Source organism: Arthrobacter sp. JDC6 (assembly GCF_056484025.1).
The window spans coordinates 1,054,935-1,080,509 of the sequence record NZ_CM151278.1; the positions used below are offsets into that span (position 1 = coordinate 1,054,935).

General features: G+C 66.2%; 29 protein-coding genes. 16 read left to right on the plus strand and 13 right to left on the minus strand.

Annotated features, from left to right (window positions below):
- Positions 1-2: 2 nt before the first annotated feature.
- The 4 genes from ACV095_RS04875 to ACV095_RS04890 all read left to right on the plus strand — a co-directional run bounded on the left by ACV095_RS04875 (position 3) and on the right by ACV095_RS04890 (position 3,508).
- A complete protein-coding gene (locus ACV095_RS04875; RefSeq protein ID WP_478223032.1) occupies positions 3-1,496 on the plus strand; it encodes a dihydrolipoamide acetyltransferase family protein in 1,494 nt (497 codons plus the stop codon).
- A gap of 171 nt (positions 1,497-1,667) precedes the next feature.
- Positions 1,668-1,814, plus strand: a complete 147-nt coding sequence (locus ACV095_RS04880; RefSeq protein WP_018768678.1) for a lmo0937 family membrane protein — start codon at positions 1,668-1,670, stop codon at positions 1,812-1,814.
- 209 nt (positions 1,815-2,023) lie between these two features.
- Positions 2,024-2,332 carry a hypothetical protein gene (locus ACV095_RS04885; protein WP_478223033.1) on the plus strand — a complete coding sequence of 103 codons (309 nt, stop codon included), beginning with the start codon at positions 2,024-2,026 and terminating at the stop codon, positions 2,330-2,332.
- 441 nt (positions 2,333-2,773) lie between these two features.
- Positions 2,774-3,508: a family 16 glycosylhydrolase gene (locus ACV095_RS04890; RefSeq protein WP_478223034.1), complete on the plus strand. Its 735-nt coding sequence runs from the start codon at positions 2,774-2,776 to the stop codon at positions 3,506-3,508.
- 277 nt (positions 3,509-3,785) lie between these two features.
- Here the strand turns inward: ACV095_RS04890 and ACV095_RS04895 are convergent, their stop codons facing one another.
- Positions 3,786-5,033: an RNA polymerase sigma factor gene (locus ACV095_RS04895; RefSeq protein WP_018768676.1), complete on the minus strand. Its 1,248-nt coding sequence runs from the start codon at positions 5,031-5,033 to the stop codon at positions 3,786-3,788.
- Complete coding sequence (locus tag ACV095_RS04900; protein WP_018768675.1) at positions 5,033-5,368, minus strand: YciI family protein; 336 nt, start codon at positions 5,366-5,368, stop codon at positions 5,033-5,035. The genes ACV095_RS04895 and ACV095_RS04900 overlap by 1 nt, the downstream gene beginning before the upstream one ends.
- 195 nt (positions 5,369-5,563) lie before the next feature.
- Here ACV095_RS04900 and ACV095_RS04905 point away from each other — a divergent pair, with 195 nt between their 5' ends.
- On the plus strand, positions 5,564-7,015 hold the full coding sequence (locus ACV095_RS04905) for an FAD-dependent monooxygenase (RefSeq protein WP_478223035.1): 1,452 nt from the start codon (positions 5,564-5,566) through the stop codon (positions 7,013-7,015).
- Positions 7,016-7,029: 14 nt separating this feature from the next.
- On the opposite strand, the gene ACV095_RS04910 is transcribed toward ACV095_RS04905, so the two are convergent.
- Complete coding sequence (locus ACV095_RS04910; protein WP_478223036.1) at positions 7,030-7,446, minus strand: VOC family protein; 417 nt, start codon at positions 7,444-7,446, stop codon at positions 7,030-7,032.
- Positions 7,447-7,537: 91 nt separating this feature from the next.
- A complete protein-coding gene (locus ACV095_RS04915; protein WP_261377404.1) occupies positions 7,538-8,275 on the minus strand; it encodes a GAF and ANTAR domain-containing protein in 738 nt (245 codons plus the stop codon).
- A 143-nt stretch (positions 8,276-8,418) separates the two neighbouring features.
- Between ACV095_RS04915 and ACV095_RS04920 the strand changes: the two genes are divergently transcribed.
- A complete protein-coding gene (locus ACV095_RS04920; protein WP_478223037.1) occupies positions 8,419-9,660 on the plus strand; it encodes an acyltransferase family protein in 1,242 nt (413 codons plus the stop codon).
- A 16-nt stretch (positions 9,661-9,676) separates the two neighbouring features.
- Here the strand turns inward: ACV095_RS04920 and ACV095_RS04925 are convergent, their stop codons facing one another.
- The gene (locus ACV095_RS04925) at positions 9,677-10,405 is read right to left on the minus strand and encodes a cation diffusion facilitator family transporter (protein WP_268001809.1); all 729 of its coding nucleotides are present in this window, start codon (positions 10,403-10,405) and stop codon (positions 9,677-9,679) included.
- On the minus strand, positions 10,402-10,728 hold the full coding sequence (locus tag ACV095_RS04930) for an ArsR/SmtB family transcription factor (RefSeq protein ID WP_478223417.1): 327 nt from the start codon (positions 10,726-10,728) through the stop codon (positions 10,402-10,404). The genes ACV095_RS04925 and ACV095_RS04930 overlap by 4 nt, the downstream gene beginning before the upstream one ends.
- A gap of 179 nt (positions 10,729-10,907) precedes the next feature.
- Between ACV095_RS04930 and ACV095_RS04935 the strand changes: the two genes are divergently transcribed.
- A complete protein-coding gene (locus tag ACV095_RS04935) occupies positions 10,908-12,428 on the plus strand; it encodes an HNH endonuclease signature motif containing protein (protein WP_478223038.1) in 1,521 nt (506 codons plus the stop codon).
- Between the two features lie 17 nt (positions 12,429-12,445).
- On the opposite strand, the gene ACV095_RS04940 is transcribed toward ACV095_RS04935, so the two are convergent.
- Positions 12,446-13,981, minus strand: a complete 1,536-nt coding sequence (locus tag ACV095_RS04940; RefSeq protein WP_478223039.1) for an LCP family protein — start codon at positions 13,979-13,981, stop codon at positions 12,446-12,448.
- 203 nt (positions 13,982-14,184) lie between these two features.
- Between ACV095_RS04940 and ftsW the strand changes: the two genes are divergently transcribed.
- Both ftsW and ACV095_RS04950 read left to right on the plus strand, forming a co-directional pair.
- Complete coding sequence (gene ftsW / locus ACV095_RS04945; RefSeq protein WP_268001805.1) at positions 14,185-15,486, plus strand: putative lipid II flippase FtsW; 1,302 nt, start codon at positions 14,185-14,187, stop codon at positions 15,484-15,486.
- The gene (locus ACV095_RS04950) at positions 15,470-16,789 is read left to right on the plus strand and encodes an MFS transporter (protein ID WP_478223040.1); all 1,320 of its coding nucleotides are present in this window, start codon (positions 15,470-15,472) and stop codon (positions 16,787-16,789) included. The genes ftsW and ACV095_RS04950 overlap by 17 nt, the downstream gene beginning before the upstream one ends.
- Here ACV095_RS04950 and ACV095_RS04955 read toward each other — a convergent pair.
- Positions 16,786-16,932, minus strand: coding sequence for a hypothetical protein (locus ACV095_RS04955; RefSeq protein WP_155845532.1), 147 nt, complete (start codon positions 16,930-16,932; stop codon positions 16,786-16,788). The two genes, ACV095_RS04950 and ACV095_RS04955, sit on opposite strands and share 4 nt — an antisense overlap.
- A gap of 294 nt (positions 16,933-17,226) precedes the next feature.
- The gene (locus ACV095_RS04960; RefSeq protein ID WP_018768663.1) at positions 17,227-17,976 is read right to left on the minus strand and encodes an ANTAR domain-containing protein; all 750 of its coding nucleotides are present in this window, start codon (positions 17,974-17,976) and stop codon (positions 17,227-17,229) included.
- A 227-nt stretch (positions 17,977-18,203) separates the two neighbouring features.
- Here ACV095_RS04960 and ACV095_RS04965 point away from each other — a divergent pair, with 227 nt between their 5' ends.
- Both ACV095_RS04965 and ACV095_RS04970 read left to right on the plus strand, forming a co-directional pair.
- The gene (locus ACV095_RS04965) at positions 18,204-18,722 is read left to right on the plus strand and encodes a MarR family winged helix-turn-helix transcriptional regulator (protein WP_018768662.1); all 519 of its coding nucleotides are present in this window, start codon (positions 18,204-18,206) and stop codon (positions 18,720-18,722) included.
- A gap of 62 nt (positions 18,723-18,784) precedes the next feature.
- Positions 18,785-19,228 (plus strand): hypothetical protein, encoded by a 444-nt coding sequence (locus ACV095_RS04970; RefSeq protein ID WP_478223041.1) that lies wholly within the window; start codon positions 18,785-18,787, stop codon positions 19,226-19,228.
- Between the two features lie 141 nt (positions 19,229-19,369).
- Here the strand turns inward: ACV095_RS04970 and ACV095_RS04975 are convergent, their stop codons facing one another.
- Positions 19,370-19,693 (minus strand): aminoacyl-tRNA hydrolase, encoded by a 324-nt coding sequence (locus ACV095_RS04975; protein ID WP_018768660.1) that lies wholly within the window; start codon positions 19,691-19,693, stop codon positions 19,370-19,372.
- 156 nt (positions 19,694-19,849) lie between these two features.
- Between ACV095_RS04975 and ACV095_RS04980 the strand changes: the two genes are divergently transcribed.
- Positions 19,850-20,284, plus strand: a complete 435-nt coding sequence (locus tag ACV095_RS04980) for an arsenate reductase ArsC (RefSeq protein ID WP_134163971.1) — start codon at positions 19,850-19,852, stop codon at positions 20,282-20,284.
- Between the two features lie 22 nt (positions 20,285-20,306).
- Positions 20,307-21,284 (plus strand): thioredoxin-disulfide reductase, encoded by a 978-nt coding sequence (gene trxB, locus ACV095_RS04985; protein ID WP_142071539.1) that lies wholly within the window; start codon positions 20,307-20,309, stop codon positions 21,282-21,284.
- Positions 21,285-21,335: 51 nt separating this feature from the next.
- Here the strand turns inward: trxB and ACV095_RS04990 are convergent, their stop codons facing one another.
- A complete protein-coding gene (locus ACV095_RS04990) occupies positions 21,336-21,677 on the minus strand; it encodes a thioredoxin domain-containing protein (protein WP_018768657.1) in 342 nt (113 codons plus the stop codon).
- 187 nt (positions 21,678-21,864) lie between these two features.
- On the opposite strand from ACV095_RS04990, the gene ACV095_RS04995 reads away from it, so the two are divergent.
- The gene (locus ACV095_RS04995) at positions 21,865-22,479 is read left to right on the plus strand and encodes a PAS and ANTAR domain-containing protein (RefSeq protein ID WP_056392957.1); all 615 of its coding nucleotides are present in this window, start codon (positions 21,865-21,867) and stop codon (positions 22,477-22,479) included.
- 7 nt (positions 22,480-22,486) lie between these two features.
- Here ACV095_RS04995 and ACV095_RS05000 read toward each other — a convergent pair whose 3' ends face one another.
- Positions 22,487-22,882, minus strand: a complete 396-nt coding sequence (locus tag ACV095_RS05000; RefSeq protein WP_223992407.1) for a hypothetical protein — start codon at positions 22,880-22,882, stop codon at positions 22,487-22,489.
- A 193-nt stretch (positions 22,883-23,075) separates the two neighbouring features.
- Here ACV095_RS05000 and ACV095_RS05005 point away from each other — a divergent pair, with 193 nt between their 5' ends.
- Complete coding sequence (locus ACV095_RS05005; RefSeq protein WP_478223042.1) at positions 23,076-23,507, plus strand: hypothetical protein; 432 nt, start codon at positions 23,076-23,078, stop codon at positions 23,505-23,507.
- Positions 23,508-23,596: 89 nt separating this feature from the next.
- Positions 23,597-24,814 (plus strand): MFS transporter, encoded by a 1,218-nt coding sequence (locus ACV095_RS05010; protein ID WP_478223043.1) that lies wholly within the window; start codon positions 23,597-23,599, stop codon positions 24,812-24,814.
- Between the two features lie 80 nt (positions 24,815-24,894).
- Here the strand turns inward: ACV095_RS05010 and ACV095_RS05015 are convergent, their stop codons facing one another.
- The gene (locus tag ACV095_RS05015) at positions 24,895-25,572 is read right to left on the minus strand and encodes an NADPH-dependent F420 reductase (RefSeq protein ID WP_478223044.1); all 678 of its coding nucleotides are present in this window, start codon (positions 25,570-25,572) and stop codon (positions 24,895-24,897) included.
- Between the last annotated feature and the right edge of the window lie 3 nt (positions 25,573-25,575).

Consider the following 25,575-nt stretch of genomic DNA (forward strand, 5'->3'; position numbering starts at 1 on the left):
CCATGAGCGAACCACGTGTGTTTTTGCTGCCCGACCTCGGCGAGGGCCTTACCGAAGCTGAACTCGTCTCCTGGCACGTTGCCGTGGGCGACGAGATCGCCGTCGACCAGCCGATTGCCGAGGTGGAGACCGCCAAATCCGCCGTGGAGGTACCGTCGCCGTATGCCGGAATCGTCACCGAACTGCACGGCCAGCCCGGCGAGACCCTGGACGTGGGGAAGCCGCTGATTACGGTGACGCCTGTTGGTGCTAATGCCGGGGCCGCCGCGGATGATGCCGCCCCCGCCCCTTCGGCCCAGCCGGAAGTCCAGCCCACAGAGACCGAGCTTGCCGAGCCCAAGCCGGCCAATGCGGCAGCCGAAGCCTACCGGGAAGAGGAGAAGGCCGGATCCGGCAATGTGCTGATCGGTTATGGGACTCCCGGCGGACACGGTGTTGCCCGGCGCACCCGTGCCCGGAAAACCGCCGTCGCCCTCGCTGAGCCGGCTGAACCGAAGCCCACCGAGGACGACCTCACCCTCCTGCGCACCCGCGTCCCCGGCAAGCTCGGAGCCGTGATCTCGCCGCTGGTCCGGCGCATGGCCCGGGAGCACGGCGTCGACCTCGGGGACATCTCAGGCTCCGGCGACAGCGGCCTGATCATGCGGCGCGACGTTGAGGCTGCGCTGCGGACCACTGCACCGGTGGAAGCCCCCGCAGCCAAGCCCGAGGAGGCCAAGCCCGCCGAAACGCGGCCGGCCACGGCGCCCCGGGAAGCCACCCCGGCCAACGGCGTGGACGCCCGCACCGGGCTTGGCATTGCCACCCGCACCCCGGTCCGTGGGGTCCGCAAGGCCGTGGCCGCCAACATGGCCCGCAGCCGGTCCGAGATCCCGGAAGCAACCGTATGGGTGGATGTGGACGCCACCGCATTGCTGGAGCTCCGCGAGGGACTTAAGGCCAACGGCGCCGAGGCTCCTGGCCTGCTGGCATTCATCGCCCGTTTCGTCACCGCAGGGCTGAAAAAGTACCCGGAGCTGAACACCCGGATCGAAGCCGCGGAGGACGGGTCGCAGGAGATTGTCGCGTTCGACGGCGTCAACCTGGGCTTCGCGGCGCAGACCGACCGGGGCCTGGTGGTCCCGTCCGTCCGCGGCGCCGAGAAACTCAGCGCCAGGGAGCTCGACGGCGAGATCCGCCGCCTCACCCAGGTGGCCCGGGACGGCAAGGCGACCCCCACCGAGCTGGGCAGTGGCACGTTCACCCTGAACAACTACGGCGTGTTCGGCGTGGACGGGTCCGCGGCGATCATCAACCATCCGGAGGTGGCCATCCTCGGCGTCGGCCGGATCATCGACAAGCCGTGGGTGGTCAACGGTGAGCTGGCGGTCCGCAAGGTCACCGAACTCACGCTGACCTTCGACCACCGCGTCTGTGACGGCGGCACCGCCGGCGGCTTCCTCCGCTTCGTGGCAGATGCCATCGAAAACCCCACGTCGCTGCTGGCCGACATCTAGTGGCCGCTGTTTGAGGGACGAATTCTTGGCGCAATTCGTGGCGCCATTTTCCCTAATGGAAATCTGAATTAGGGTAAGAGGCACCACGCGGTAAACCTTTGTGGGCCTTTCCAGGGGCCGCCCCTGGCGGGGTATATATGTGCCATCTGGAAACGAACCAAGGAGATTCTGATGTTGCTTTGGATAGCCATTATCATCGCGGTCCTCTGGCTTCTGGGCCTGCTCGCCAATATCGGCGGGGGACTGATCCACATACTTCTGGTTGTCGCCGTGGTGGTCCTGATCTTCCATTTCCTGCGTGGCAGGACCCGCGCCTGACATTCCTGCAAAGGCCCGTCCGTCACGCAAAGGCCCGGTCCCGGTAGTCGGCTAGCACCCGCAATCCAGGGCCGGGCCTTTGCGTGGGCTCGTGCGGGGCCCCGCACCAAAATGTCAGGGAATCATCATCCTGTAGACACCCGGCAGTCAGCTTGCGCAGGAAGGATATGAGACAGGGGGATCTGTAAGCCAAGAGAAAAGGATGAGTCGTGACAAGTCTTGCCCCCCATGTCGTTGGATCCTGCAGTGAGCTCGTTTCCGGCGATGCGATCGAAGCTTTCTACCAGAACACGTTGATTCATCGGGGCCCGGTGACGGACACAGACCCGGAATACGGGCGGTTTTGGATTCTGGACACATTGACCGGAAGCAGGTGTCTGCTCGATATCTTTGAACTCGAAATTGTCCGTATTCCGCCGCCTATGGCCGAGTCAGGGACAGGGCTTTTTTCCCGTAACGCGCACCAAAAGGAAACCGGCGCAACCTCATACTGGCGCACGGTATCCCCATTGGGCTGACGGTCCTCCCCGTAATCAACCTAACGCGTAGCCCCCTCAAGGCCCTGAACGGAAATATGAGTACCCACTACTCGTGACCGAATGCGCGGCTTGTCCGTAGGCTGAATTGACTAGGGGGACCAGGCTCCCGTCCAAGGTCTTCTGGGAGGAGCGAAACTCTTGAAGAGGATTCAGCATCGTGCATGGACTTGCGTCGTCCTCGTCTTGGTTATGACGCTTTTATCAGCTGTGGCATGCGGCGACCTCAGGCGTGCTCCAGGTTCATCGCCGCCCCAGGGAGCCGAACCGGAGAGCACGGTCTCCGATTCTGCGCAGGCGGCGACGGACGTCCCTTCCGCGGCCTCTGAGTCAGCACAGCCACCAACAGAGGAGCCATCGCCTGGTTCGGTACCGCCCCTTGTCCTCGATCGACCCTCAGACCCTTCTGCAGCCTCCCTGTCCGTGCCAGTGGGAGACCTGCCTGGCTGGAGGCAGGTTTTTGTTGAGGACTTCGCCGAAGGAGACGTTGGCACTGGCGGATTCCCGGGCCCCGTCTACGGCACGCGCTGGAGCGCCAACTACGCGGACGGCACGCCGGACACAGCCGCCCAGCAGCAAAACAAGGGCGAACGGACATCCGGGTATTTCCCGTCGAAGGTCCTGAGTGTCCACGATGGCGTCCTGGACTTCTACCTGCATTCTGAAAACGGTGTGGCAATGGGTGCTGCTCCGTCACCGAAACTGGATGGGGCCAGCCAGCGGCCGTACAACAGCTTGGTGTACGGGCGCTATTCGGTCCGCTTCAAGGCCGATGTCCTGCCGGGATTCAAACTGGCGTGGCTGCTGTGGCCGGACAGCAAGCGATGGCCCGAGGACGGCGAGATCGATTTTCCCGAGGGAGACCTGTCAAAGCTCATCTACGCAGCCGTACACGGCGTGGAGAACGACGTGCACCGTTGGGACGCCCTACGTCCGGAAGTACCGTACGGGGACTGGCATATCGCTACTACTGAGTGGCGTGCCGACGGCATCGAATTCTTCCTTGATGGAAATTCGATCGGTGTGTCCAGGTCGTTCGGACTGAACACACCCATGCACTACATCCTGCAGACCGAGTCCTGCTCGCCAAAATGCCCGCTGCCCGAGACCAGCGGCCACGTCCTGGTCGACTGGGTGTCCATCTGGGCTAAGTCCTAGCCACGGCGAAGGCTTGGACTGACCCAACCAGCCATGGCACGACGGCGGCCCCGCGCCGTCGTCGTTCCTTTCAAGTTTTTCGGCACAAGGGTCTTTACGCACTGGCCACATGTTATTAAAGTGGGTTGGGTCATAGTCCGGATGGGCGCCGGGGGCGTCCGGGAAGGGGGAGTGCATCACCACTGACCGTTACCTACAGACAAATGACCACTACGTTGAAAGCCCCTCCTAGGAGGGGCTTTCCCTTTGCCCGGAACAGGACAGGAACCGGCGATGGCTACTCCACGAGTTGACCCAGGCGGGCCCGGAGGGCACGCCGCTCCGCCTCATTGCCGGTGAGGATCAGGGCTTCCTGGAACGCCACCCGCGCCTCCTCCGGGTGCCCAAGCCGGGCCAGGAAGTCGGCCCGCGCCGCGGCAAGATACGGGTACCGGGCGAGCTGCGGCTCGGCACCGAGCGCATCCAGCTCCGCCAGGCCTTCCGCATAACCCACGGCGAAGCCCAGCGCGATGGCCCTGTTGAGCTGGACCACCGGGGACGGCCACCTTTCCATCAGCAGGTCATACAGGACCAGGATCTCCTGCCAGTCGGTGTCGGACCAGGATCCGCTTTCATCGTGCACAGCGGCAATCGCGGCCATCAGGGCGAACCTGCCGGGAGGCCGCGAAACCAAGGCCTCCCGCAACAGCCCAACACCTTCCGCGATGGCACGCCGGTCCCATTTCGACCGGTCCTGGTCCTCGAGCAGAACCTGGTCGTCGTGCTTGTCCACCCGGGCGTCCCTGCGGGCGTCCGTAAGCAGGACCAGGGCCAGCAGGCCGGCAACATCGGGGTCAGCGGGTAGCAGGACCCGCAGTGTCCTGGCCAGCTCCAAACCGCGTTCGGCAAGGTCGCGGCGCATCAGGTCCGAACCTGACGGGGAGGTGTGCCCCGTCGTGTACACCAGGTACACGACCGACAGCACGCCGTCCACGCGTTCGTGCAGCTCAGACACCGGCGGTACCCGGTAGGGGATGCCGGCGGCGGCAATCTTCTTTTTCGCGCGGGTGATCCGTGCCGCCATGGTGGCTTCCGGGACCAGGAACGCGCGCGCCACATCGGCGGTGGACAGTCCGCACAGCAGCCGCAGCGTCAGCGCCACCTGGGCTTCGAGCGCCAAGGCGGGATGGCAGCAGGTGAAAATCAGCCGGAGCCGGTCGTCCGGGATGTCATCAGCGTCCGGCGCGTCGTCGCCATACTCCTCAGGTTCCAGCAGCTTGGGCAGGGCCCGCTGGAGGGTGGCCACGCGGCGCCGCATGTCCAGGGCCCGCCGTCGTGCCGTAACCGTAAGCCAGGCCCCCGGATTCCTGGGGATTCCGTTCACGCCCCACGTGGACAAAGCACTGGCATACGCGTCCTGGACCGCCTCTTCGGCGGCGTCGATATCCCCGGCAACACGCACCGTGGCCGCCAGCACGAACCCCCATTCGCGCCGGTGGGCGTCGGCCACCGCCGCGGCGACCTCGGAGCTGGCGGCGTGCGGCATCAGCTGACCACCCGAACGGGCCAGACCTCGACTCCAACCCCGGCGGGTACCTCCTTGGCGATTTCGAGGGCTTCATCCAGGTCGGCTGCCTCCACCAGGTAATAGCCGCCCAGGGTTTCCTTCGACTCCGCGAACGGACCATCCGAGACCAGGAACCCGCCCGACCCATCACGCCGGACGGACGTCACGGTCGAGGATGGCTGCAGGGCGGCCCCGTTGATCAGGTTGGAACCGCGCCGCTGCATGAACTCCTGGTAGCTGGCGCTGATCGACTCGCCTTCGGCCTGCCGCGCTACCGCCTCATCCTGGAAAATCAGGATCAAATACTTGGACATGTCGTGCTCCCTTCGCTGTTGGCCGGAGCCCTTCAGTGGAGCCCCTACCCATACGACGCGCACCGGAAGCGAAAATCGACAGCAGCGCGGGAATCCCCTTCCATTTCCAAGGTACCCCGCCGCGGGGGCCTTGCCGCAAGGCCCCGGGGGTGCCGCATACTGGCGGTCGACTATTCGTGGATTGAGGGGGACGGCATGCATGACGTGGTGATTGTGGGGAGCGGGCCCACGGGGTTGATGCTGGCGGGCGAGCTGCGGCTGGCGGGGGTGGACGCCGTTGTCCTTGAACGGCGGGAGTCCCAGGAGTTGGCGGGCTCCCGCGGGGGCGGAATCCATTCCCGCACCCTTGAACTGCTGGACCAGCGCGGCATCGTGGACAGGTTCCTTGCCGAGGGCAAAACGATTAACGCGGCCACGTTCGGCAACACACCGCTGGACCTGGGCGGGCTGCCCACCCGGCATCCATACACGCTGGCGCTGTTCCAGAACCACATTGAGCGGCTGCTGCTTGAGTGGGTGGAGGAGCTGGGCGTGCAGGTCCGGCGCGGTGTAGAGGTCACCGGCGTGGAGGCGGACGACGGCGGCGTGGACGTTCAGCTTGGCGCCGGCGGATCGCTGCGGGCCCGGTATGTGGTGGGCACCGACGGGGGCCGCAGCACGGTGCGGCGTTCGGCGGGCATCACGATGGCGGGCCCGGACGCAACCCGGAGCAGCCTGATTGCCGAGGTGAAGGTGGCGGGGGAGCCTGTCCAGCAGGGAAAGGTGGACGCCCGCGGCATCCACGGCCTCTACCCGATGGGGGACGGCACGGTCCGCGTGGTGGTGACCGAGGCTGTGCTCGGTCCAACCACCGAGCCCACCCTGGCGGACCTGCGGCAGGCGCTGACCGACGTGTTCGGCACCGACTTCGGCGTGCACAGTCCCACCTGGCTGTCACGGTTCACCGACGCCACCCGCCAGGCGGAGACCTACCGGAAGGGCCGGGTGCTGCTGGCCGGCGACGCGGCGCATGTCCACTCACCGACAGGCGGGCTCGGTATTGGCCTCGGCGTGCAGGACGCGGTCAACCTTGGGTGGAAGCTGGGGCAGGTGGTGCGGGGCCTCACCGGCGAGGAACTGCTGGACACCTACCACGCGGAGCGCCACCAGGCGGGGGAGCGGGCGCTGAAGTACACCATGGCGCAGTCGCTTTTCCAAAAATCAGACCCCCGGCAGGAGGCGCTGCGCGACCTGCTGGGCGAGGTGCTCCGCGTGGAGGGGGCCGGGGTTCCCATCGCGGCGCTTGTGACAGGGCTCGACGTGGCCTACGACCTGGGCGCCGGCCATCCGCTCCTGGGTCGCCGGATGCCGGACCTGGAAGTCACCACTGCCGAAGGTCCCATCCGGGTCTTCGAACTGCTGCACCAGGCGCGGCCCCTGCTGCTGGACTTCAGCGGGCAGGAGTTGGGTGCGGGCCTTTCCAACGGCAGGGTGCGGCATGTTCCGGCCACGTACGACGGCGGCTGGCAGCTTCCCGTGCTGGGTGCTGTGGGTGCGCCCGCCGCAGTCCTGGTGCGGCCGGACGGGTACGTCGCCTGGGTGGGCGCGGGCTCAGCAGACGGGCTTGCCGAGGCCCTGGACACTTGGTGCGGCAGGGCCGGCGGCTGACCTCTCAGCGCAGGTTACTGCTTCGGCCCGGCGATGTTCACCAGCCACTGGACACCGAATTTGTCGGTGCACATGCCAAAGGTGTCACCCCAGATGGCTGTGTTCAACGGCATTGCTACCGTGCCGCCGTCGGACAACTTCTCCCAGTAGCCCCTGAGTTCCGCGTCGTCACCGCCGCTGAGGGAGATGCTGAACGTGTTTCCGGGCGTGTAGTCCATCCGCTGCGGGGTGTCCGACGCCATCAGGGTCAGCCCCGTTGGGGTATCGAGTTGTGCGTGCATGACCAGCTGGTCTTCGGAGGGATCCTGGCTGGCCTGGAATTCCGCGAACGTGCCGATGTTCAGTTCACCGCCAAAGACGTCTTTGTAGAATTCCATGGCTTCACGGGCATTGTTTCGAAAGCTCAGATAGGGATTGAGCCGGGTGGGCATACGGGGACTCCTTTTGTGAGCGGGACTTCGTTGTCGGCACGCGCCATGCTAACAGGGCCCTCCCCAAGCGGGAAGGGGTTGGGGTGAAGCCTCAGTCGTCGAAGTGGGCCTCAGCTGTTCCAGGGCCCGAGAACCGGTCCACCAGCGTTTCGGCGAGTTCGTTGAGCTTTTGGTTTCGGGTGCTGGAGGCGTTGCTGAGAAGGCCGAAGGCGGCATCCCTGCTGCAGTTGTTCTGGGCCATAATGATGCCGCAGGCCAGGTCGATGGCGGTCCTGGTGTCCATGGCCGACTTCAAGTGCTCGGCCCGCTGTTCCGCAGCCACGATCCGGACTGCGAGCCGCAGGGCCTTTCCCGCCATCTCGGCGAACCGGAGCCCATCAGACACCGCCTGCTCAGTGAAGCACCCCGTGGAGGGGGCGAAGAAATCCAGGACTGCCCCGGCGTCGTCATTCATCTTCATGGGGATGCCAAGGGCACTGGCAACCCCCGCGGCAGAAAGGGCGCTCCGGTATTCCGGCCACCGCAGGTCGGACGAAACGTCTCCCAACAGGACGGGAACTCCGCTTTCCAACGCTTCCACGCAGGGCCCGTCTCCCAGCGTTTGTTCAATCCGGTCAAGCACCGCGGCCCTGCCGCTGCTGCCGCCGATGGTGGCCGTACGCTTGCGCCGGTGCAGGGTGACAGCGCATTCGATGGGCACTCCGGTAGTGCTGGTCATGCTGGCTGCCGCGAAGCCGGTGAGTCCATCCAGCACCGACTTGATGTCCTCCGTCCCGGCGATCAGATCCACAATCCCTTCAAAGTCGTCCGCCATGTCCTGGTCCACCATCTGTTCAATGTAGAAGCAGCAGGAATCAGCCACAAGGGCGGGATCAGCGCACCGATACCAGCCTTCTCCAAGCCCGCGCACAGCGCAGTTATGGAAACGTTATATATGCTTGCTTAGTGGTTTTTAGGTCCAGCAGCGGAAATTTGTCAGTACCGGAACGCCCGTCGGCGCCCCAAACGGGGCTGATCGCGGGGCGCAAGCATGCCCTGGATGGGCTCCGGAGCATCGCCGTGGCGGGCGTGTTCTTTTTCCATACCGCCACCGACTCCATGCCGGGTGGATCCATCGGTGTTGACGTGTTCTTCACGCTGAGCGGCTTCGTGATCACGCTGCTGATCATGAAGGAACGGATCGCCACCGGCCGGCTCCACCTGGGCGTCTTCTACGCCAAGCGCCTGGCCCGGCTTTGGCCGGCGCTCCTGGCACTCTGCGCGGTGATCGTCGCCGTCGGCCTTCTGTTCCCGGCGTCAGGCTGGGGCGGCCAGGCGGGGTTCGTCCTTCCCGCTGCCGCGTACGTGATGAACCTGGCGCACTTTGGCATGTTCGGCGAGTCCATCGCGGGTGAAACCCTCGGCCCCACCTGGACCCTCGCCGTGGAAGAGCAGTTCTACCTGGTGTGGCCGCTGCTCCTGCTGCTGATGCTCCGCTTCTGGAAGGTCCGTACCTCAGCCTTGGCCACCGTCGCCCTGGCCGCCGTCTTCGTACTGAACCGGTTCCTGCTGGTGAACGCGGGCGAGCCGCTGGACCGCATCTACAACGGACCGGACACCCGGGCGGACGAACTGCTGATCGGCTGTGCGCTCGCCTTGATGTTCACGGCCGTGCGGGACGGTTCCCGGCTGCACCGCGCACTGGTGTCCGCTGCCCGCTGGGCTGCACCGCTGGCCGGCATCTCCCTGGTGGCAGCGCTGTTCCTGCTTAAGGAGCCGGACACCCCCGGCGACTGGTTCAACCTGTTTTGGACGTGGGGGCCCGCGGCGCTCGCGTTGTTGTCCGCGGTACTGATCGGTTCCCTGGTGCTCCAGCCGGCCGGGTTCCTCTCCCGTATCCTCAGCCACCCCTGGCTGGCCCGCCCCGGCCGCGATCTGTCCTACGGCCTGTACCTCTGGCACCTGCCGGTCTACCTGCTGCTGATGCCCCTGATCCCGGCGCTGCCGCTCCGCATCGCACTGACCGCAGCCCTCACGGTATTGCTGGCGTACGCGTCCTTCCGCTTTGTTGAGCGGCCGCTCCGGGGATGGGCGAACAAAAGGCTGGAGCCCGCCGTCGACCGTTCAACGCCTGCAGGTTCCACTCCCGGGACTCCGGGCCGCGCGCCTTCCGCGCCCCATGCTTCCAAGCAACCAGCGCAGGAACCCGAGCCTGCCGGCCAATTGACCAACTGACGCCTGAAGCTGCAGGTCAGTCCTTTCGGATGCCGGGCATACCCATGGGCTCCGGTTGAGCGGTGCTGGAACAGTCCGGGCAGCACGCAGTGTTTTCGGCTTCTTCAGCCACCACGTGGGGAACGGCGCAGCAGGCGTCCCCGCGCCACGCGTTGACGCCTTCACGCACCGCAATGCCGGCGATCACCAGCGCCGCGCCGGCGTCTGCCCACCACCAGCCCAGGGTGCTGTTCAGGACCAGGCCAACCAGCAGCACGGCGGAGAGGTAGGTGCATAGCAGCGTCTGCTTGGAATCGGCCACCGCTGTCCGTGATCCCAGTTCCCGCCCAGCCCTGCGTTGGGTCCAGGACAGGACCGGCATGACGGCCAGGCTCAACGCCGCGATCACGATGCCGGGCACCGAGTGCTGGGCTTCTCCCGCACCCGCCAAAGAGCGGATGGCATTCACAGCCACAAATGCGGCCAGGGCGAAGAATGAGATGGCGATGATCCGCAGGGTCAGATGCTCACGCCGCTCCGGGTCCTTGGCGGAGAACTGCCAGGACAATGCCAGTGCGGAGGCTACTTCGATCACCGAATCCAGGCCGAAGCCGATCAGCGCCGAGGAGTCGGCCGCGCCGCCCGCCCACAGGGACACGACGGCCTCGACGACGTTGTAGGTGATGGTTGCTCCCGCCAGAAGCCGGATTCGCCGGCTCAGCACCCTGCGGCGTTCCACGGTGGGGGAGTTAAGCGCAGCGGTCATGCGAAGCACTCCCCATTCGGGGCGCAGCAGGCTGGGTCCACCGCGAGGACAACATTGATGAGGTCCTTGATAGCGTGGCCGATCCGGGCGTCCGCCAGTTCATAACGGCTCCGCCGCCCGTCCGGCACCGCAACCACCAGTCCGCAGCCGCGCAAACAGGTCAAGTGATTGGACATGCTCTGCCGGGACACCCCTAAGTTTTCCGCCAGGTCGGAAGGATAGGAGGGGGCGTCTGCAAGTGCCAGCAGGACTCGGGCGCGGGTAGGGTCCGACACCGCATAGCCAAAACGGGCCAGCACAGGGGCGTGGGTGAGGGTCTGCATGGGCTGGAGGGTTTGCACGGTTTTAGAGTACATCCATCACTGTATTCAGGTGAAGATGAACTGTAATCCCAGTCCCCGCGTCAAGTTTTCGGCTTGAACAACCGCCGCTGAAGTGGAGGGGGCGGTTAACTTTCGGTGGCGCGCCGGCAATTGTCAGACCCCCTTGTCATGATGGGTTTATGGGGAAGGCGGCGGTGGTGAGGGCGTTCGAGGAGATCCGTGCTGCCCTTGCGGTGCTTCAGGCTGAGGTGGATGGGGAGGGTTCGTTGCCGTTCTCGGATATTGATGCGGTTTCTGATCCGCTGGCCGGTCTGGCGGATGGGTGCCTGGAGATTCTTGCAGGGGCCCGGGAGGTCGAGGCGCGGGTTGCGGGGGTGAAGGCGAAGGCTGCGGTGGGGTACGCGGAGGCTGCGCATGCTGTGGCGGGGCCGGACGTGCCGGTCGTGGCGCAGGAGATGGCGGTCGCGGCGGAGATCGGGTGCGTGCTGGCGTTGGGTCCGCGGGCGGCGGCGTCGTTCCTGGCCACCTCCCATGCCCTGACCAGCAGCTTGCCGCGGACTTTGGAGGCTTTGCAGGCCGGGGTGATCTCGTGGCAGCACGCGATGGTGCTGGCAGACGAAACGGCGTCCCTTGATGCGGCAGGGGCGGCGGCGTTGGAGGCGCATTTCCTGGACCCTGAAGCACAGGACGCCGCCCGCGGCTGTCCTGCCGGGGAGCTGCCGGCGCACCGGTTCCGGGTCAAGGCCCGGACCTGGCGGGAGCGCCACCATGCCGAATCGATCGAGAAGCGGCATGCCAGGGGTGTGGCGGAGCGGCGGGTGGAGTTCCGGGCGGACCGGGACGGGATGGCGTGGCTGGGCGCGTACCTGCCCGCGGACCAGGCCCAGGCTGGGTGGAACCGGCTCACCGCTGCCGCACGGGGCCTGCAGGGCCCGGCCGAGAACAGGACAATGCCCCAGCTGCGGGCCGACAGTTTCGCCGCAGCGATCCTCGGCAGCGGCAACACCCGGGGCGGCAGTACCAGCAGGAGCGGGACCAGCGCCGCACCGGGAACTGGCCACCGGCCGTCGCCGGTCCGCGCCGAGGTGCTGGTTACGGTTCCGGTGTTCGCACTGATGGGTTTGACGGATGAGCCGGGGATGCTGGACGGGTATGGTCCGGTGCCGGCGTCGATGGCGCGGCGACTGGTCGCGGACGGGGCGGGCTCGTTTTACCGGGTGTTGGTGGATCCCCGGGACGGGGCGCCGTTGGAGATCGGCCGGAAGAGTTACCGGGTTCCCAGGGCGATGCGGGCCTGGCTGCGGATGCGGGACGGGAAATGCCCGTTCCCGGGCTGCAGCAACACCTCCCTGGACACGGAGGCCGACCATCTCCTCGCCTGGCACCACGGCGGCACCACCGGAATCAGCAACCTGGGACAGCCCTGCCCGAAACACCACAGGCTCCGGCACACCACCGCCTGGAAACCCACCCCGGCCAGCACGAACGAACCACCCGGCTGGACCTCACCCACCGGCCGCCACTACACAAGCGAACACCAGGACTGGGAACCACCAAAGTGGCCGCCAGGGTTCCTGCCCGGCGAACGAAGCCAGTCCCGCCAACGAAGCCGGGCCCGCGAACGAAGCCTGCCCGGCGAACGAAGCCTCCCGGAGAAGCACGCCTTCAGCCCCATGCCGTGTGAGCCGCCGCGCCGGTAGACCGGCCTGTAGTCCTGCTACCCCAGGGGGTTGGCCGATTGGCAGGTCTGGTCGCTGCCCGTCTGGGCCACCACGCCGCCTGAGGAGTCGGCGGACGACGGCGGTGCGGCGGGTTTGGTGCCGGCGGCAAAGTCCGTGCCCGCGTACAGTTGCACGCCCTGGATGTTCGCCACCTGCTGCACGTTGCCTGCGGGCAGGCCGAACAGCGCGGCCACGTCCGCGGCCACGTCCTCGAACCCGGCCGAGTAGTAGACCATGGTCTTCTCCTGCGCCTGGGCCTGCAGCTTGGTCAGGTTGGTGAAACCGGCCTCAGAGAGCAGCCCGGCAATGGCATTGCTCCGCCCCGTCACGCCGGTGCCGTTGGCAATGGAGACGGGCTGCAGCGACTTGTCGTAGGCGGGTGCCGCGGGAGTTGCGGGCGCCTCCGTGGGGGAGGCGGAGGAGGGCTGGCTCAGGTCCGGGCTGCTTCGGAGCGCGGCGAAGAAGTTGGAGGCTGTCGGCTCATTCAGTGCCAGCCGGTTGGGGTCCGCCGGCGCCGGCACCGTGGGCGTGGTGATGAAGTTGATGTTGGCCGGGTCGATGTTCTTCAGCCGGTTGGCGATGGTCAGCAGTGATGGGATGGAGGACAGGCCCGAGTCAACGGTCAGGTTCCTGGTGATGGTGTCGGCAATGGTCAGGGTCTTCTGCGGATTGCCCAGAGTGCCCTCGGACTTGAGCTTCCGGCTGAGCGAAGCCAGGAAGCCCTGCTGGGCCTGAATGCGCCCCAGGTCCCCGCCGTTGGCGAAAGCGTGCCGGGTCCGCAGGAACGCCAGCGCCTGTTCGCCCTGCACCTGGGACGTTCCGGCAGGCAGGTTCAGCCCGCTGTCCGGATCGTGCACGGCATCGCTGACGCAGACCTCCACGCCACCCACGGCATTGGACAGTTCCTTTACCGCGTTGAAGTCGGCCATCATGAAGTGGTCCACCTCCAGGCCGGTCAGTTTGTTCACGGTGTCCACGGCGCAGCCGATGCCGGCCTGTGCCATGGCGCTGTTGATCATCACGTCCTGGCGGGCCGGATATGCCTGCTTGGTTTTGGGGTCCGTGCACGCCGGCACGTCCACCAGCAGGTCGCGCGGGAAGCTGACCACGTTGACGTGCTTGTTGTCCGCGGAAATGTCCAGCAGCATCATGACGTCGGACTGGCCGTAGCCGGAGGAGTCCTCCGCGCTGCCGTACTGGCTGTTGCTGCCGTCCCGGGTGTCGGAGCCCAGGACCAGGATCTGCATCCGGTCCGTGCTGTCGTTCACGGTCCCTTCGGTCCGCTCTCCACCCGCCGTCAGTTCAGACGTTGTGATGTTCGACTGCAGGCGCCACGCCCAGTAGCCGCCGAAGGCCACGGCACCGACGAGCAGGGCGGACACCACGGCGGTAACGGCCTTGAGCCAGCGCGGGACACGGCGTACAGGCCGACGGCGGCGCAAACTGGCGGCGTACAACTCGCCTTGGCCGGGGTAGGCGCCGGGGGCGGAGCCAACCTGATCCGGGTCGGGGGATTTTCTGGAACCGAACACGAAAAAATGACCTTCGGGAGGGGACAGGTTTCGGCTACCCTACAGGCCCAAGCTGGCAATTCCCCAAGAACGGCAGCCTGCAGCCGCGCCGTCCCGGTCCTGGCGGCGGCAGAGGGCGTACTCTTTTTTCTCGGCGGGTACCCGCCCCGGAGATGGGCCCGGCCATGGGGAAAGCCCTGCTGTGCAGGCTGAGGAACGGACAGATGAATACAGGACAAAAGCAGCGCGTGGCGGGCCGTCCTGCCCGGCGCGGGCTGGGCAAAGTGGCGGTGTGGCTGGTGGATGACTCCCCGGGACGCCTCCGGCCGCTGATCCTGGCGGTGGTCCTCACGCTCTCGGCGATCGGACTCGTGGAGGTGGCATCGGCGTCGTCCGTGGAATCTGTGGCGGCAGGAAACAATCCGTACGACCTGCCCCTGAAGCAGGCCATGTGGACCGTGGCTGGCGTGGTGATCATGCTGGTGCTGGCCCGGATGCCCGTGCGGCGGATCCGATGGCTGGGTTGGCCGCTGCTGATCGGCTCCCTTGTTGCCCTGGTGCTGGTGTTCACACCGCTGGGAATGTCCGTCAACGGCAACCGGAACTGGCTGAGCGTGGGAGGTTTCACCGCGCAGCCCTCCGAGTTCGCAAAGCTCTCGCTGATCGTCTGGGCCGCCGCCATCCTGGACCGCAAGCAGGCCCTTTTGGGGCAGTGGAAGCATGCGGTCATTCCGTTGGCACCCGCAGGGGGACTGATCATGCTGATCGTGGCGCTGGGGCACGACCTGGGCACCACCATGATCATCATGATGATCCTCGCCGCCACCATGTTCTATGGCGGAGTCCGGATGAAGGTGTTCTCGGTTGCGGGGCTGGTCTGCGCGGTGGCAGCGCTCCTGCTCGCGGCCACCAGCGGCAACCGGATGGGGCGGATCTCATCCTGGCTGGGCATGGGATCCGACGAGGACGCGCAGGGAATGGGCTACCAGGCGCAGCACGGCGCGTACGCCCTGGCCTCCGGCGGCTGGTTTGGCGTGGGCCTGGGACAGAGCCGGCAGAAGTGGAACTGGATCCCCGAAGCCCACAACGACTTCATCTTCTCCATCCTCGGCGAAGAACTCGGCCTGGCCGGAACCCTGCTGGTGCTGGGGCTGTTCGCCATCCTGGCCATCGCGGTGTTCAAGACCATTGCCCGCACCACGGACACCTTCTCGCGGATCGTGGCCTGCAGCGTGATCACCTGGATCCTGGGACAGGCCGTGATCAACATCGCCATGGTCAGCGGACTGCTGCCGGTGATCGGCGTGCCGCTGCCGTTCATCTCCTATGGCGGATCGGCCATGGTCTCCTCACTGGCCGGCATCGGGGTGATCCTGGCGGTAACGCGTCCGGAAGGTGTACACCCTCACCCCACCCGGTCCCGTCGCGCCGGACCCGGCCGTCCCGTGTCAGCCCGGCCCGTGTCAACCCGAGCTGTGTCCGGCCGGGGCGTGAAGCAGGCCCGGGAGCATGCGTACCAGCGGTAGCGCCGGCGGGACACCTCCTCCGGCGCCCATGACTGCCATCCGCTTCATCCTGGTCTTCGGGGTGGTCAGTGCGCTGATGGACATGGTCTACGAAGGGGCGCGGAGCGTCACCGGCCCTTACCTGGGTGCGCTGGGCGCGTCCGCGCTCCTGGTCAGCGTGGTCACGGGGGCTGGTGAAGCGGTGGCCTTGGTGCTCCGCCTGGTGTTCGGGCGGCTGGCCGACCGGCCGGCGCTGCGATGGACGCTCGCACTCAGCGGTTATGCCCTGACCGCGCTGTCCGTGCCGTTGCTGGGGATCAGCGATGCGCTGTGGATAGCCTGCCTGCTGGTCCTGGCGGAAAGGCTGGGCAAGGCGGTGCGGAGCCCGGCGAAGGACACCATGCTGGCCGAGGCCGGTTCAGCGATGGGGCAGGGCAAGGCGTTCGCGCTGCACGAGGCGCTGGACCAGGTGGGGGCGCTGGCGGGGCCGCTGCTGGTGGGGGCGGCCCTGGCGCTGTCCGGCAGCTACGGTCCCGGGTTCCTGCTCCTGGCTGTTCCGGGGATTGCTGCCATGCTGATTCTGTTCCGCCTCAGGCGACGCGTTCCCGACCCCGGTGTCTACGAGCCTTCCGCCGCGCCGCCAGCCCCACCCAGCCCCGCTCCCGCCAGCCCCGTTCCCGCCAGCCCCGTTCCCGCCAGCCCCGTTCCCGCCCAGGACACAATTGCTGGGAAGCCGGCCCCAATGCCGCGCCAGTACTGGCTCTACGCAGCCTTCAGCAGCCTGACCATGTTCGGCTATGCCACGTTCGGCCTGCTGTCGTTCCATCTGGTGGCCACCGGACTCCTGCCGCCCTCATTGGTCCCGGTGCTTTACGCCGCGGCCATGGGAGTGGATGCCGTGGCGGCATTGGTTTCCGGCTGGCTTTTTGACCGGGTGGGGTTGAAGGTTCTCCTGGCCCTTCCGGTCCTGGCCGCCGCGGTCCCGTGGCTGGGCTTCAGCAACAGCACGGCGCTTGCGGTGGCGGGGGTGCTGCTGTGGGGAGCAGCGATGGGTGTCCAGGAAAGCACCATGCGGGCCGGGGTGGCGGGCCTCGCTCCGGTGGCCCGGCGGGGGAGTGCTTACGGGATGTTCACTGCCTGCTACGGCCTTGCCTGGCTGGCCGGCAGTTTCGTCATCGGCCTGCTCTACGAGATCTCAGTTCCTGCACTTGCGGTTACCGTCACGGTGGTCCAGGCCGCGGCCCTGGCGGTCTTCGCCGTCGTGCGTCCGCACGCCTCCGGCATGGAAGGCCAACTGCCGTCTTCGGGGAACGAAACTACCTAGGCGACCGCCCCGGCAATCTCGGGGCACTCAACGCAGCGGACGTCCGCAACCAGGGACCCGGCGTCGTCCTTTTGGAAATGGGTGACGTGATTGGTGGTCCTGCCGCAGGTGGGGCAGAAGCTCTGGCTTTGTTTTGTCCACATGCATGAATAATACGGAACGCCCCTACAAAGAGAAGATCGCGGGGCGAAGTATGTGGATCGCCGCAGTTTTCCTTTACCGGATCTTGACCAAAGCTGCTGGCGATCCTTCAGGAAATGCTGAGTTTCGCCGCATAGCTTGGCTCATCAGGCAGTACGGAAGGAGCGCAGGACAATGACCATTACCGATTACTTTGTGGCTCTCGGCGGCATGCTGGCTTCACTCGGAGGTGCAGGGCTGGTGGCGGCCGGCCTTATCAGGGCACGGGCACGGCACTAGGATTTTCGCCGCAGTTCCTACGCGATTGCCGGGGGCTCGAACCGTGTTCCGGGCGTGCCGCTGGGCAGTGACCTCAGGATGTTCTCCGCAACGCTGCGGACCTTCAGGTTCCGGTGCCGTGAGGTGCCGGCAAGCTTGCTGAACGCCTCCGTGTATGAGCAGCGGTTCTGCGCCATGAGCACGCCGCAGGCCACGTCGATGCTGGTCCGGCTCTCCAGTACCTGTTTCAGGTTGTCCCCGGCGCGGATGACGCCGTGCACGTCGAGGGCCAGCTTCAGGCTGTGCGATGCCACCTCGCCAAACCAGGCTGCCTCGTTGATCACCTTGGCGTTGAAAACGTAGTTTGCCGGTCCCAGGAACACGAGGGCTCCAGCCGAGCCCGGCTGCAATTCCAGGGGAACGGCAAGCGCTGAGCCGAAGCCTTTGTCCAGCAGCCGCCTGCGGTACGCCTCCCAGCGGGCGCCGGCCTGGTTGATCACTGCCGGCGCCATCAGCGGCGAACCAAGAGCGGTGGGGCTGTCCCCGTGCTCGTCCTCCGATGCCACGCTGGCCGCGGCCGGAGTGCTGCCGGCGGTGGCAAAACAGGACCGCTGCCGGTGCAGGACGGCGGCGCACTCCAGTGCCCTTCCGGCGGAAGTGCTGATCCAGCGGGCGGCAGCATCGGTGAGCTTCTGCAGGGACCCTGCATCGCCGTCGGCCCCTGTCACCAAATCCAGCAGGAACCCCTGCCGTTCGGGCTCCACATTGTCTGCCGGGCCAACCGCCACCCTGCACCCCCGTCTCGTCACGCCCCTTGGCCGTGGCGCCGCGGGTTGGAAGAAACTTATTGGGCCGGGACGGTGTGCGGCACGAGTAGCCGGTACTCTACTTTTCCCGTGCCGCCCGCCCGGGTACTTGCCTGCTGCTTTTCAACGTTGTGGAGGTGGCGGGGGAACAAGTGGGCTACCATGGGTTTGTTAGACAGCCAAGCAAGTAGGATATCGAAGGAATTCGCATGAACCCGCATGGTGCAAGCGAAGGCTACTGGTACCCACCCGTTGAGGGCGTCGAGCCCGGGGCTGTTGATGTCATCAACGCGCTCCGCGAATTCCGGACCTCGGAGAGCGCTATGAGAAGGCGCACCCGCTCGTCCGCCGCAATGGGGGAGACGGACCTCCTGGCGCTGCGGTACCTCATCGATGCAGAGGCTGCCGGCGTGGGAATCCGACCCACGGAACTTGCAGCCCGCCTGTGCATCACGTCCGCCTCCATGACCAGTCTTGTGGACCGTCTGGTGTCCGGCGGCTACGTCACCCGGGAGCCCCACCCCTCGGACCGCCGCGCCGTCATCCTGCGGCCTACTCCCGGCGCCGACGAGGAAGTCCGGCACAACCTGAACCAGATGCACAAGCGCATGCTGGAAGCCGCCGAATCGTTGTCTTCCGAAGAAATCAAGGCCGTCATGCACTTCCTGGTGCGCATGCGGGAAGCAGTGGACGCCGTCAACTCCGGCCCCGGCATTACCGGCCGGTAGACAAAGAGATAATCCTAGTTAGACTAGCTACATTGTTAGTTAACTATCGGACGGCGGATTGCATGACTGCAGTACTTGAACCTCAGGCGCCGGGGCAGTCGACCCGCGTTGAGCATTACGAAGAACTCCCGCTTCAGCCCGCACCCTCCATGATTGGCGACCCCGCGGCACCCTTTCACTGCGGCGCAGCGATGGCGGCCGGCCCCGTACCGATAGCGTCGCTGGGGTGGGCGCCATTGGAGCTTGGCTCGGCGGAATGGTCCTGCGCATGCGGTTACAGGATCGTCGACGGCGGCACTGCCGGTGATCCGCTGGAGGCCGTCCAGTTGGCTTCCGCAAGGGTGGAGAGCCTCCAGTGGGAGCTGGATGCGGCGCAGGAGCGGTTTGAGCATGCAGTCCAGAGCGCCGCGAGGCTGGGTGCAGGGCAGGAGGACCTGGGCAGGGCCGCCGGCCTCACCGTTGAGGAGCTTCAGGACATCCTGGTTGCCAAGGACCAGCTCCGGTAAAACAAAAACTGCTCCACCATCCCGAAGTGCAGCCATCCGTTTGTTCAGATGCAGCTGCACTTCGGGCTGTTGGAGCGGAAAGAGAAGCGGTGGTCGGCCTGCTCTGGCCCGAAAAATGGGCGCGGCGAGCGGCCGGGAAATTTATGCGGCCAGGCGGCCGGCCGTGTGACGCGGATGTCGGCGGTCAGCCAGCACGCTGATGGTGCAGGGAGCCTGTTCCGGATCGATTTTGGCTGGAAGGTGCCTTGTTTCAGAGGCGGCGCGGAGCATTTCCAGTGCTTCCTCGTCCACCCAGGCGCTGGAAACGTCCAGTTCCAGGTCCAGGCCTCCCCTGAGGGAGTTGGCACGCTTTGCCACTACATAGAGGGCGTTGACGCTGTGAATGGTGATATGCCCCGTTGCAATCACCTTGGCCTTGCTGTGGTCCAGATCCACCCGGACTACGATGTTCAGCTTAGAGTTCAAGTTGTAAAGCCTTCCCCGGCATTGGCTGCGACGCTGCAGCTTCTTGCATGGCCCGTTTGCATGAGCCTCAATTAGATTAGGCAACAAATGTGACCTGCGCAACACGGGGGGCCTTTATTACACCGAACGTAGTTTCCTACCAGTTTGAGGAGTGCCATGAGCATCGACCCCGCAGGAAAGCCTTCCGTCCTCTTTGTCTGCGTCCACAACGCCGGCCGGTCCCAGATGGCGGCAGCGTTCCTCACCTCCTTGTCCAGGGGAGCCGTCGAGGTGCGCTCCGCCGGTTCCCAGCCGGCCGACAAGGTCAATCCGGCGGCGGTGGAGGCCATGGCCGAGGTAGGCATCGACATGTCCGCAGAGGTCCCCAAGGTACTCACCACCGAGGCAGTGAAAGAATCGGACGTGGTGATCACCATGGGCTGCGGTGACGAGTGCCCGTTCTTCCCGGGCAAGCGCTACGAAGACTGGGTCCTGGAGGACCCGGCAGGCAAGGGCGTTGAGTCCGTCCGTCCAATCCGTGATGAGATCAAGGCACGCGTTGAACAACTGATCACCGAACTCCTGCCCGCGCAGCACGCGGACGCCCAGTAGTACCGCCACCGAAGGACAATCCATGAGCAAAGAACAGCTGATCATCATCGGCTCCGGCCCCGCCGGCTACACCGCCGCCATCTACGCCGCCCGCGCGGGCCTGAACCCCCTGGTCCTGGCCGGCTCCGTCACCGCCGGCGGCGCGCTGATGAACACCACTGAAGTGGAAAACTTCCCGGGCTTCCCCGGCGGCATCCAGGGCCCTGAGCTGATGGACGGGCTGCAGCAGCAGGCGGAAAAGTTCGGCGCGCGCATTGAGTACGACGACGCCACGTCCGTTGACTTGAGAGGTTCCGTTAAGCGCGTGGTCACCGGCGGCGGGGAGACTTACGAGGCTACGGCCGTCATCCTGGCCACCGGCTCTGCGTACAAGGAACTCGGCCTGCCTGAGGAGAAAAAGTTCAGCGGCCACGGTGTTTCCTGGTGTGCCACCTGCGACGGGTTCTTCTTCCGTGACCAGGACATCATCGTGGTTGGCGGCGGCGACTCCGCCATGGAGGAAGCCACCTTCCTGACCCGGTTCGGCAAGACCGTGACCGTGGTGGTGCGCAAGAACGAGCTGCGCGCCTCCCGCATCATGGCGCAGCGGGCCAAGGACAACCCCAAGATCCGCTTCGCCTGGAACTCTGCCGTTACCGCCATCCACGGCGACGGCAAGGTCACCGGCGTAACCCTCACAGACACCCGTTCCGGTGAGACCCGGCACCAGGACGCCACCGGCATCTTCGTGGCCATCGGACACCTGCCGCGGACCGAACTGGTGGCGGGCCAGGTGGACCTGGACGAGGAAGGCTACATCAAGGTGGACGCCCCCACCACGTGCACAAACCTGCCGGGCGTCTTTGCCTGCGGCGACGCCGTGGACCACCGTTACCGGCAGGCCATCACCGCCGCCGGCACCGGCTGTGCCGCCGCCCTGGACGCAGAGCGGTTCCTGGCCGCACTGGAGGACGCGGCCAGCATCGCCACCGCCCTCGTGGAAGAACCCACGCACAGCTAAGTACTCCTGCCCGGGCACTCACTGTTGCCCGGGCAGGCTTCATTCCGCGGGTCAGACGACTTCGGGAAGCCGTCCGGTTAATACTGAAACTGGAGCTGCGGACCAGCGTTCACGCTCCGGCTCGTAGGAGATCACCATGGACGCGTCGTTCTCGCGCGCCTCGTCGATGGCCAGCAGCAGGGCGTCTTCCATATGCCTGGCGTATTCCAGCCGTTCGGGCAGGGACCCCTGCAGCCCGCCGTCGTCAATCAGCACGTGGCCCTTGCCGTCCACGATCACTTTCAATGAATACCCGCTGTCCTCATGCAGGGACCCGCGGGTAGATGAAATCTCCGTGACTCGATCTGCCCGGACCAGCCCGTTGCCCAGCGTGCGGATCCACACTTCGCCCATGAATTGACCTCCCCTTGGCTGCGGGCGCGGATCAGCGCCCATAAGGCGAACGCTACTCCTCCGCGCGGCTTTTGTGACCCCCCGAATCCGCCTGCTGCGCCAGCGGATATGGCAACCAGCGGCCGCCGGATTCAGCTATTGTTGTGCGAGAAAACCCGCACTGGGTATGTGAGTTTTGGAGGAATGCATGTGGTCGAAGTTGGATGCGTACCTCTTTCCGCTGCCGATCACTGCCGTCTGTCCGTCGGGGACCTTTGAGCTGGACGTTGCCTCAGGAAGCATGAACTGGTCCGAGGGCATGTTTGGCATTCACGGGCTGCAGCCAGGTGAGGTGGTGCCCACTTTTGACGTGCTGATGGCCCACAAGCACCCGGGGGACCGGGAACCGGTGCGCGCGCTGTGGGCGGACCTCCTTGAGGGCGGTGGCCAGGGTGCCCTGCTGCACCGGATCATTGACGTCCGCGGCAGGGAGCGGCGCGTCTTTTCTGCGATCCAGGCCGTCGCCGCGCCTTCCGGGCGCGTAGAGCTGGCCCGCGGCTTCATGGTGGATGTGACCCAGAGCCTGCGCATCGAGTCCCAGCATGCCGCGACGGAGGCCATCGAGGGTGCGTTCGGGCACAAGGCGGTCATTGAGCAGGCGAAAGGCATTGTCATGGCCCTGCACAGTGTGGATGCCGAATCGGCGTTCCGGGTGCTGGCCGCCAGAAGCCAGCACGCCAACGTCAAGCTGCACCTCGTGGCGGAGGAGTTGACCAGCGCGGCGGCAAACGGGAAGGCCAGGGAAGTCCTGGAGGGTTACTGATTCCCGGTTATCCCATGACCTGCTGGTTCACCCACCGCTCCAGCGACGGGACCAGCAGCAACACCGCGACGCCGGCCACCATCAGGACGTGGACGAACACATTCCACGCCGTGGTCCCGACAGTTTCGCCCCCGCCGATGGCTGCGAACCAGAAGGGCGCCAGGGCCACAAGCCCAAGTGCAGCCGACGCGAGGGCCGCATTTTCCCACCAGCTCCACCGGGCAAACAGTCCCCACGTGGCCACCAGGAACCCCAAGACGGTCAGCAGCGCAAGCACCATGGTGATGTTCCACCAGATACCTGACGTGTTGACCCCGCGGGTGGCGAAGGTGGGCGTAATCCACAACCAGCTGCTCCCGGCCATCAAGAGGGCGATGCCGCCCAGGGTGCGAAGAGTAAACATCTTCCACCACCTCCTTCAGCCAGCGTGGTTGCCCTGGGCGTCGGCGAAACAGGGCCGAAGGGCCCGCCGTTGTCCGGTTCGTGGATCCATGGGTTCTCGGCGGCTGGGCGGTAGGGCTGGGCGGTGGGAGGAAGGCGCCGCCGGGGGACCTTCGGCACTTTCGGGCATGGTCCCTATGCCGGACCCTGTTGCCATGGCGGACAGGACAACCACCAGCCGCAGCGGCAACCTTGGCTCAGCCATCGTCAACGCCCTGCTGCTGTACGGGATCAACATGTGGCCTGGGTGGCAGGTGCTGCCGTTCCTGACAGCCGACATGTCCCGCGTCCTTGACCTCATCAACGCGTCCCTGATCGCGGGCATCATCGTCAACCTCGTCTGCGTGGTGATCCACGCACGTACCCTCGTGGCGCTGGGCAACCTGGTGGTCATAGGCTTCGGGGTTGCCGCCATACTGCGCCTGTCGGAGGTATTTCCCTTCGACTTCGGCACCGGCTGGTCCGGCTGGCCGGTGCTGGTGCGGGTGCTGCTGGTGCTCGGCATCGTGGGCTCGGCCATCGGGGCGGTGGTGGAAGTCGTCAACCTGTTCCGCGCCCTGGCCGGGTTGGAACCAAGGGCCCGTTGATCCACTCTCCGCGGAGGCCACTGTGAGGCCCTGTCCGCTGCGTCACACTGCAGCCTCCCCAGGGAGGGGGCGGCCATAGGATAAATCTGATGACTTCCCCGGACCCTTCCCAGCCCTTCAGCCTGCGCAGCATTGCGGTCGCCGCTTTCGGACCCACACTGCTCTTCGGAATTGGGCAGGGCGCCATCCTTCCGGTGGTGGCATTATCTGCCCGCGAGTTGGGCGCTTCGGTGGCAGTGGCGGCCCTGATCGTCACCCTCATCGGACTGGGATCCTGGTTCTTCAACCTGCCGGCGTCGCTGGTAACCCTTCGCTTCGGTGAACGCTGGTCCATCGTGGGCGCCGCCGTCGCCGGTGGCCTGGCGCTGGCAGCCGCCGCCACCTCCGCCCTGGCCCCGAACGGACTGTGGCTGCTCGCCGTGGCGATGGCCGTCGTCGGGATGTCCGGGGCGGTGTTTGGCCTGGCCCGCCAGAAGTACCTGACGGAGGCGGTGCCGGTGGCCTTCCGCGCCCGGGCGCTGTCCACGCTGGGCGGCGTGAACCGCATCGGCGTGTTCATCGGCCCGTTCGCGGGCGCGGCGGTGATGCAGTTCTTCGGCATCGCCGGCGCCTACTGGGTGGGGGTGGTGGCCATGGCGGCCGCCGCGCTGCTGTCCCTCACCATCCCGGACCTTGCGACGCCGGATGTCCCCTTGGGCGGGGACGCGGGCCCCCAGCCCACGCTTCGGAGCGTCGCGGTGTCGCATGCCGGCGTGTTCCTTTCGCTGGGCGTGGGCATCCTGCTGCTCAGCGCGCTGCGGTCCTCCCGGCAGGTGGTGATCCCGCTCTGGGCCGACCACCTGGGCATGGACGCCACGTCCGCATCCCTGATCTACGGGCTCTCCGGTGCCATCGACATGCTGGTGTTCTATCCCGCCGGGAAACTGATGGACCGGAAGGGGCGGCAGTGGGTGGCGATTCCCTCCACGGTGCTCATGGGGACTGCGCTGCTCCTGATCCCGCTCACCGGTTCCTTTGTGGGACTGCTGCTGGCGGCGCTGCTGATCGGCTTTGGCAACGGCATCAGCTCCGGCCTGGTGATGACGCTGGGCGCCGACTTCTCGCCGGACCGGGGCCGCGGCCAGTTCCTTGGCCTCTGGCGGTTCATGGCGGATGCCGGCTCCACAGGCGGCCCGGTCCTGCTGTCCGGGGTGACCGCCCTGGCCTCCCTGGGCCCGGGGATCTCAGCCACAGGCCTGCTGGGGTTCGCGGCGGCGGCCGTGTTCGGCGTCGTCATTCCCCGCCTGAAGCACCGCCGCAACTACTGACCGCAGGAACTGCTGACCGCCGCAACTGCTGACCGCCGGGACGCCACCCCAAGGCTGGCGTCCCGAACCGGTTCCCCGGGTCAGCGAACGATCTTGAAGTTGAACTCGGGTGTGCCGAGGGCGCCCCAGAGGCGAAGCCAGACAGGGAGGAGCATCTCCGTGCCACGGGCGGTCGAGATGTCCCCGAGGTCGATGACGTCCTGGTGGCCGAAATCCTTCAACAGTTCCGTGACCATGTGCTTGGCGTCCGCGTCGTTTCCGGAGACGAAGACAGTGCTGGCCTCGGGAAGGGTGTCCGGACGCGCCATGAGGTCGGCATTGAGGGTGTTGAGGGACTTCACCACGCGGGCGGTGGGGAAAGCGCGCTGGATCTGCTCACCGAGTGAATCGGTGTCCTTGACGAACAGGGTGGGCGGCATGCCCTGGCTGAAATCGAGCGGGTTGGCGATATCCAGAATGACCTTGCCGTCAAGGTTCTCCGCGCCTACCTGTGCCAGGGCATCCAGGGATCCGTTGCCGTTGGTGGCGTTGACGATGAGCTCTGCCCCGACGGCGGCCTCTGCGTAGCCGGCCAGCGTGACGCCCGAGTTTGCTGCAGCCCAGGTGGCGAAGGGTGCGTTGCCCATGGCGTCGGCCTCAGTGCGGCCGAGCGTGGCTTCGGGGCTGCGGGTGCCAATGGTCACGGTATGTCCGAGCTCTGCCAGGCGGGTGGCGATGGTGCGGCCGACAGTGCCGGTTCCGAGGACAGCAGTCTTCATGGT

What these genes read in the sequence shown, in the direction of transcription:
- ACV095_RS04910 (WP_478223036.1), bottom strand. Translation starts at nt 7,446, where the DNA reads ATGCCCACCCGGCTCAATCCCTATCTGAGCTTTCGAAACAATGCCCGT.
- ACV095_RS04875 (WP_478223032.1), top strand. Translation starts at nt 3, where the DNA reads ATGAGCGAACCACGTGTGTTTTTGCTGCCCGACCTCGGCGAGGGCCTT.
- ACV095_RS05005 (WP_478223042.1), top strand. Translation starts at nt 23,076, where the DNA reads ATGGCGGACAGGACAACCACCAGCCGCAGCGGCAACCTTGGCTCAGCC.
- ACV095_RS04995 (WP_056392957.1), top strand. Translation starts at nt 21,865, where the DNA reads ATGTGGTCGAAGTTGGATGCGTACCTCTTTCCGCTGCCGATCACTGCC.
- ACV095_RS04900 (WP_018768675.1), bottom strand. Translation starts at nt 5,368, where the DNA reads ATGTCCAAGTATTTGATCCTGATTTTCCAGGATGAGGCGGTAGCGCGG.
- ACV095_RS04915 (WP_261377404.1), bottom strand. Translation starts at nt 8,275, where the DNA reads ATGGTGGACCAGGACATGGCGGACGACTTTGAAGGGATTGTGGATCTG.
- ACV095_RS04990 (WP_018768657.1), bottom strand. Translation starts at nt 21,677, where the DNA reads ATGGGCGAAGTGTGGATCCGCACGCTGGGCAACGGGCTGGTCCGGGCA.
- ACV095_RS05010 (WP_478223043.1), top strand. Translation starts at nt 23,597, where the DNA reads ATGACTTCCCCGGACCCTTCCCAGCCCTTCAGCCTGCGCAGCATTGCG.
- ACV095_RS04935 (WP_478223038.1), top strand. Translation starts at nt 10,908, where the DNA reads ATGGGGAAGGCGGCGGTGGTGAGGGCGTTCGAGGAGATCCGTGCTGCC.
- ACV095_RS04905 (WP_478223035.1), top strand. Translation starts at nt 5,564, where the DNA reads ATGCATGACGTGGTGATTGTGGGGAGCGGGCCCACGGGGTTGATGCTG.
- ACV095_RS05015 (WP_478223044.1), bottom strand. Translation starts at nt 25,572, where the DNA reads ATGAAGACTGCTGTCCTCGGAACCGGCACTGTCGGCCGCACCATCGCC.
- ACV095_RS04950 (WP_478223040.1), top strand. Translation starts at nt 15,470, where the DNA reads ATGCGTACCAGCGGTAGCGCCGGCGGGACACCTCCTCCGGCGCCCATG.
- ACV095_RS04965 (WP_018768662.1), top strand. Translation starts at nt 18,204, where the DNA reads ATGAACCCGCATGGTGCAAGCGAAGGCTACTGGTACCCACCCGTTGAG.
- ftsW (WP_268001805.1), top strand. Translation starts at nt 14,185, where the DNA reads ATGAATACAGGACAAAAGCAGCGCGTGGCGGGCCGTCCTGCCCGGCGC.
- ACV095_RS05000 (WP_223992407.1), bottom strand. Translation starts at nt 22,882, where the DNA reads ATGTTTACTCTTCGCACCCTGGGCGGCATCGCCCTCTTGATGGCCGGG.
- ACV095_RS04925 (WP_268001809.1), bottom strand. Translation starts at nt 10,405, where the DNA reads ATGACCGCTGCGCTTAACTCCCCCACCGTGGAACGCCGCAGGGTGCTG.
- trxB (WP_142071539.1), top strand. Translation starts at nt 20,307, where the DNA reads ATGAGCAAAGAACAGCTGATCATCATCGGCTCCGGCCCCGCCGGCTAC.
- ACV095_RS04980 (WP_134163971.1), top strand. Translation starts at nt 19,850, where the DNA reads ATGAGCATCGACCCCGCAGGAAAGCCTTCCGTCCTCTTTGTCTGCGTC.
- ACV095_RS04970 (WP_478223041.1), top strand. Translation starts at nt 18,785, where the DNA reads ATGACTGCAGTACTTGAACCTCAGGCGCCGGGGCAGTCGACCCGCGTT.
- ACV095_RS04955 (WP_155845532.1), bottom strand. Translation starts at nt 16,932, where the DNA reads ATGTGGACAAAACAAAGCCAGAGCTTCTGCCCCACCTGCGGCAGGACC.
- ACV095_RS04895 (WP_018768676.1), bottom strand. Translation starts at nt 5,033, where the DNA reads ATGCCGCACGCCGCCAGCTCCGAGGTCGCCGCGGCGGTGGCCGACGCC.
- ACV095_RS04880 (WP_018768678.1), top strand. Translation starts at nt 1,668, where the DNA reads ATGTTGCTTTGGATAGCCATTATCATCGCGGTCCTCTGGCTTCTGGGC.
- ACV095_RS04930 (WP_478223417.1), bottom strand. Translation starts at nt 10,728, where the DNA reads ATGCAGACCCTCACCCACGCCCCTGTGCTGGCCCGTTTTGGCTATGCG.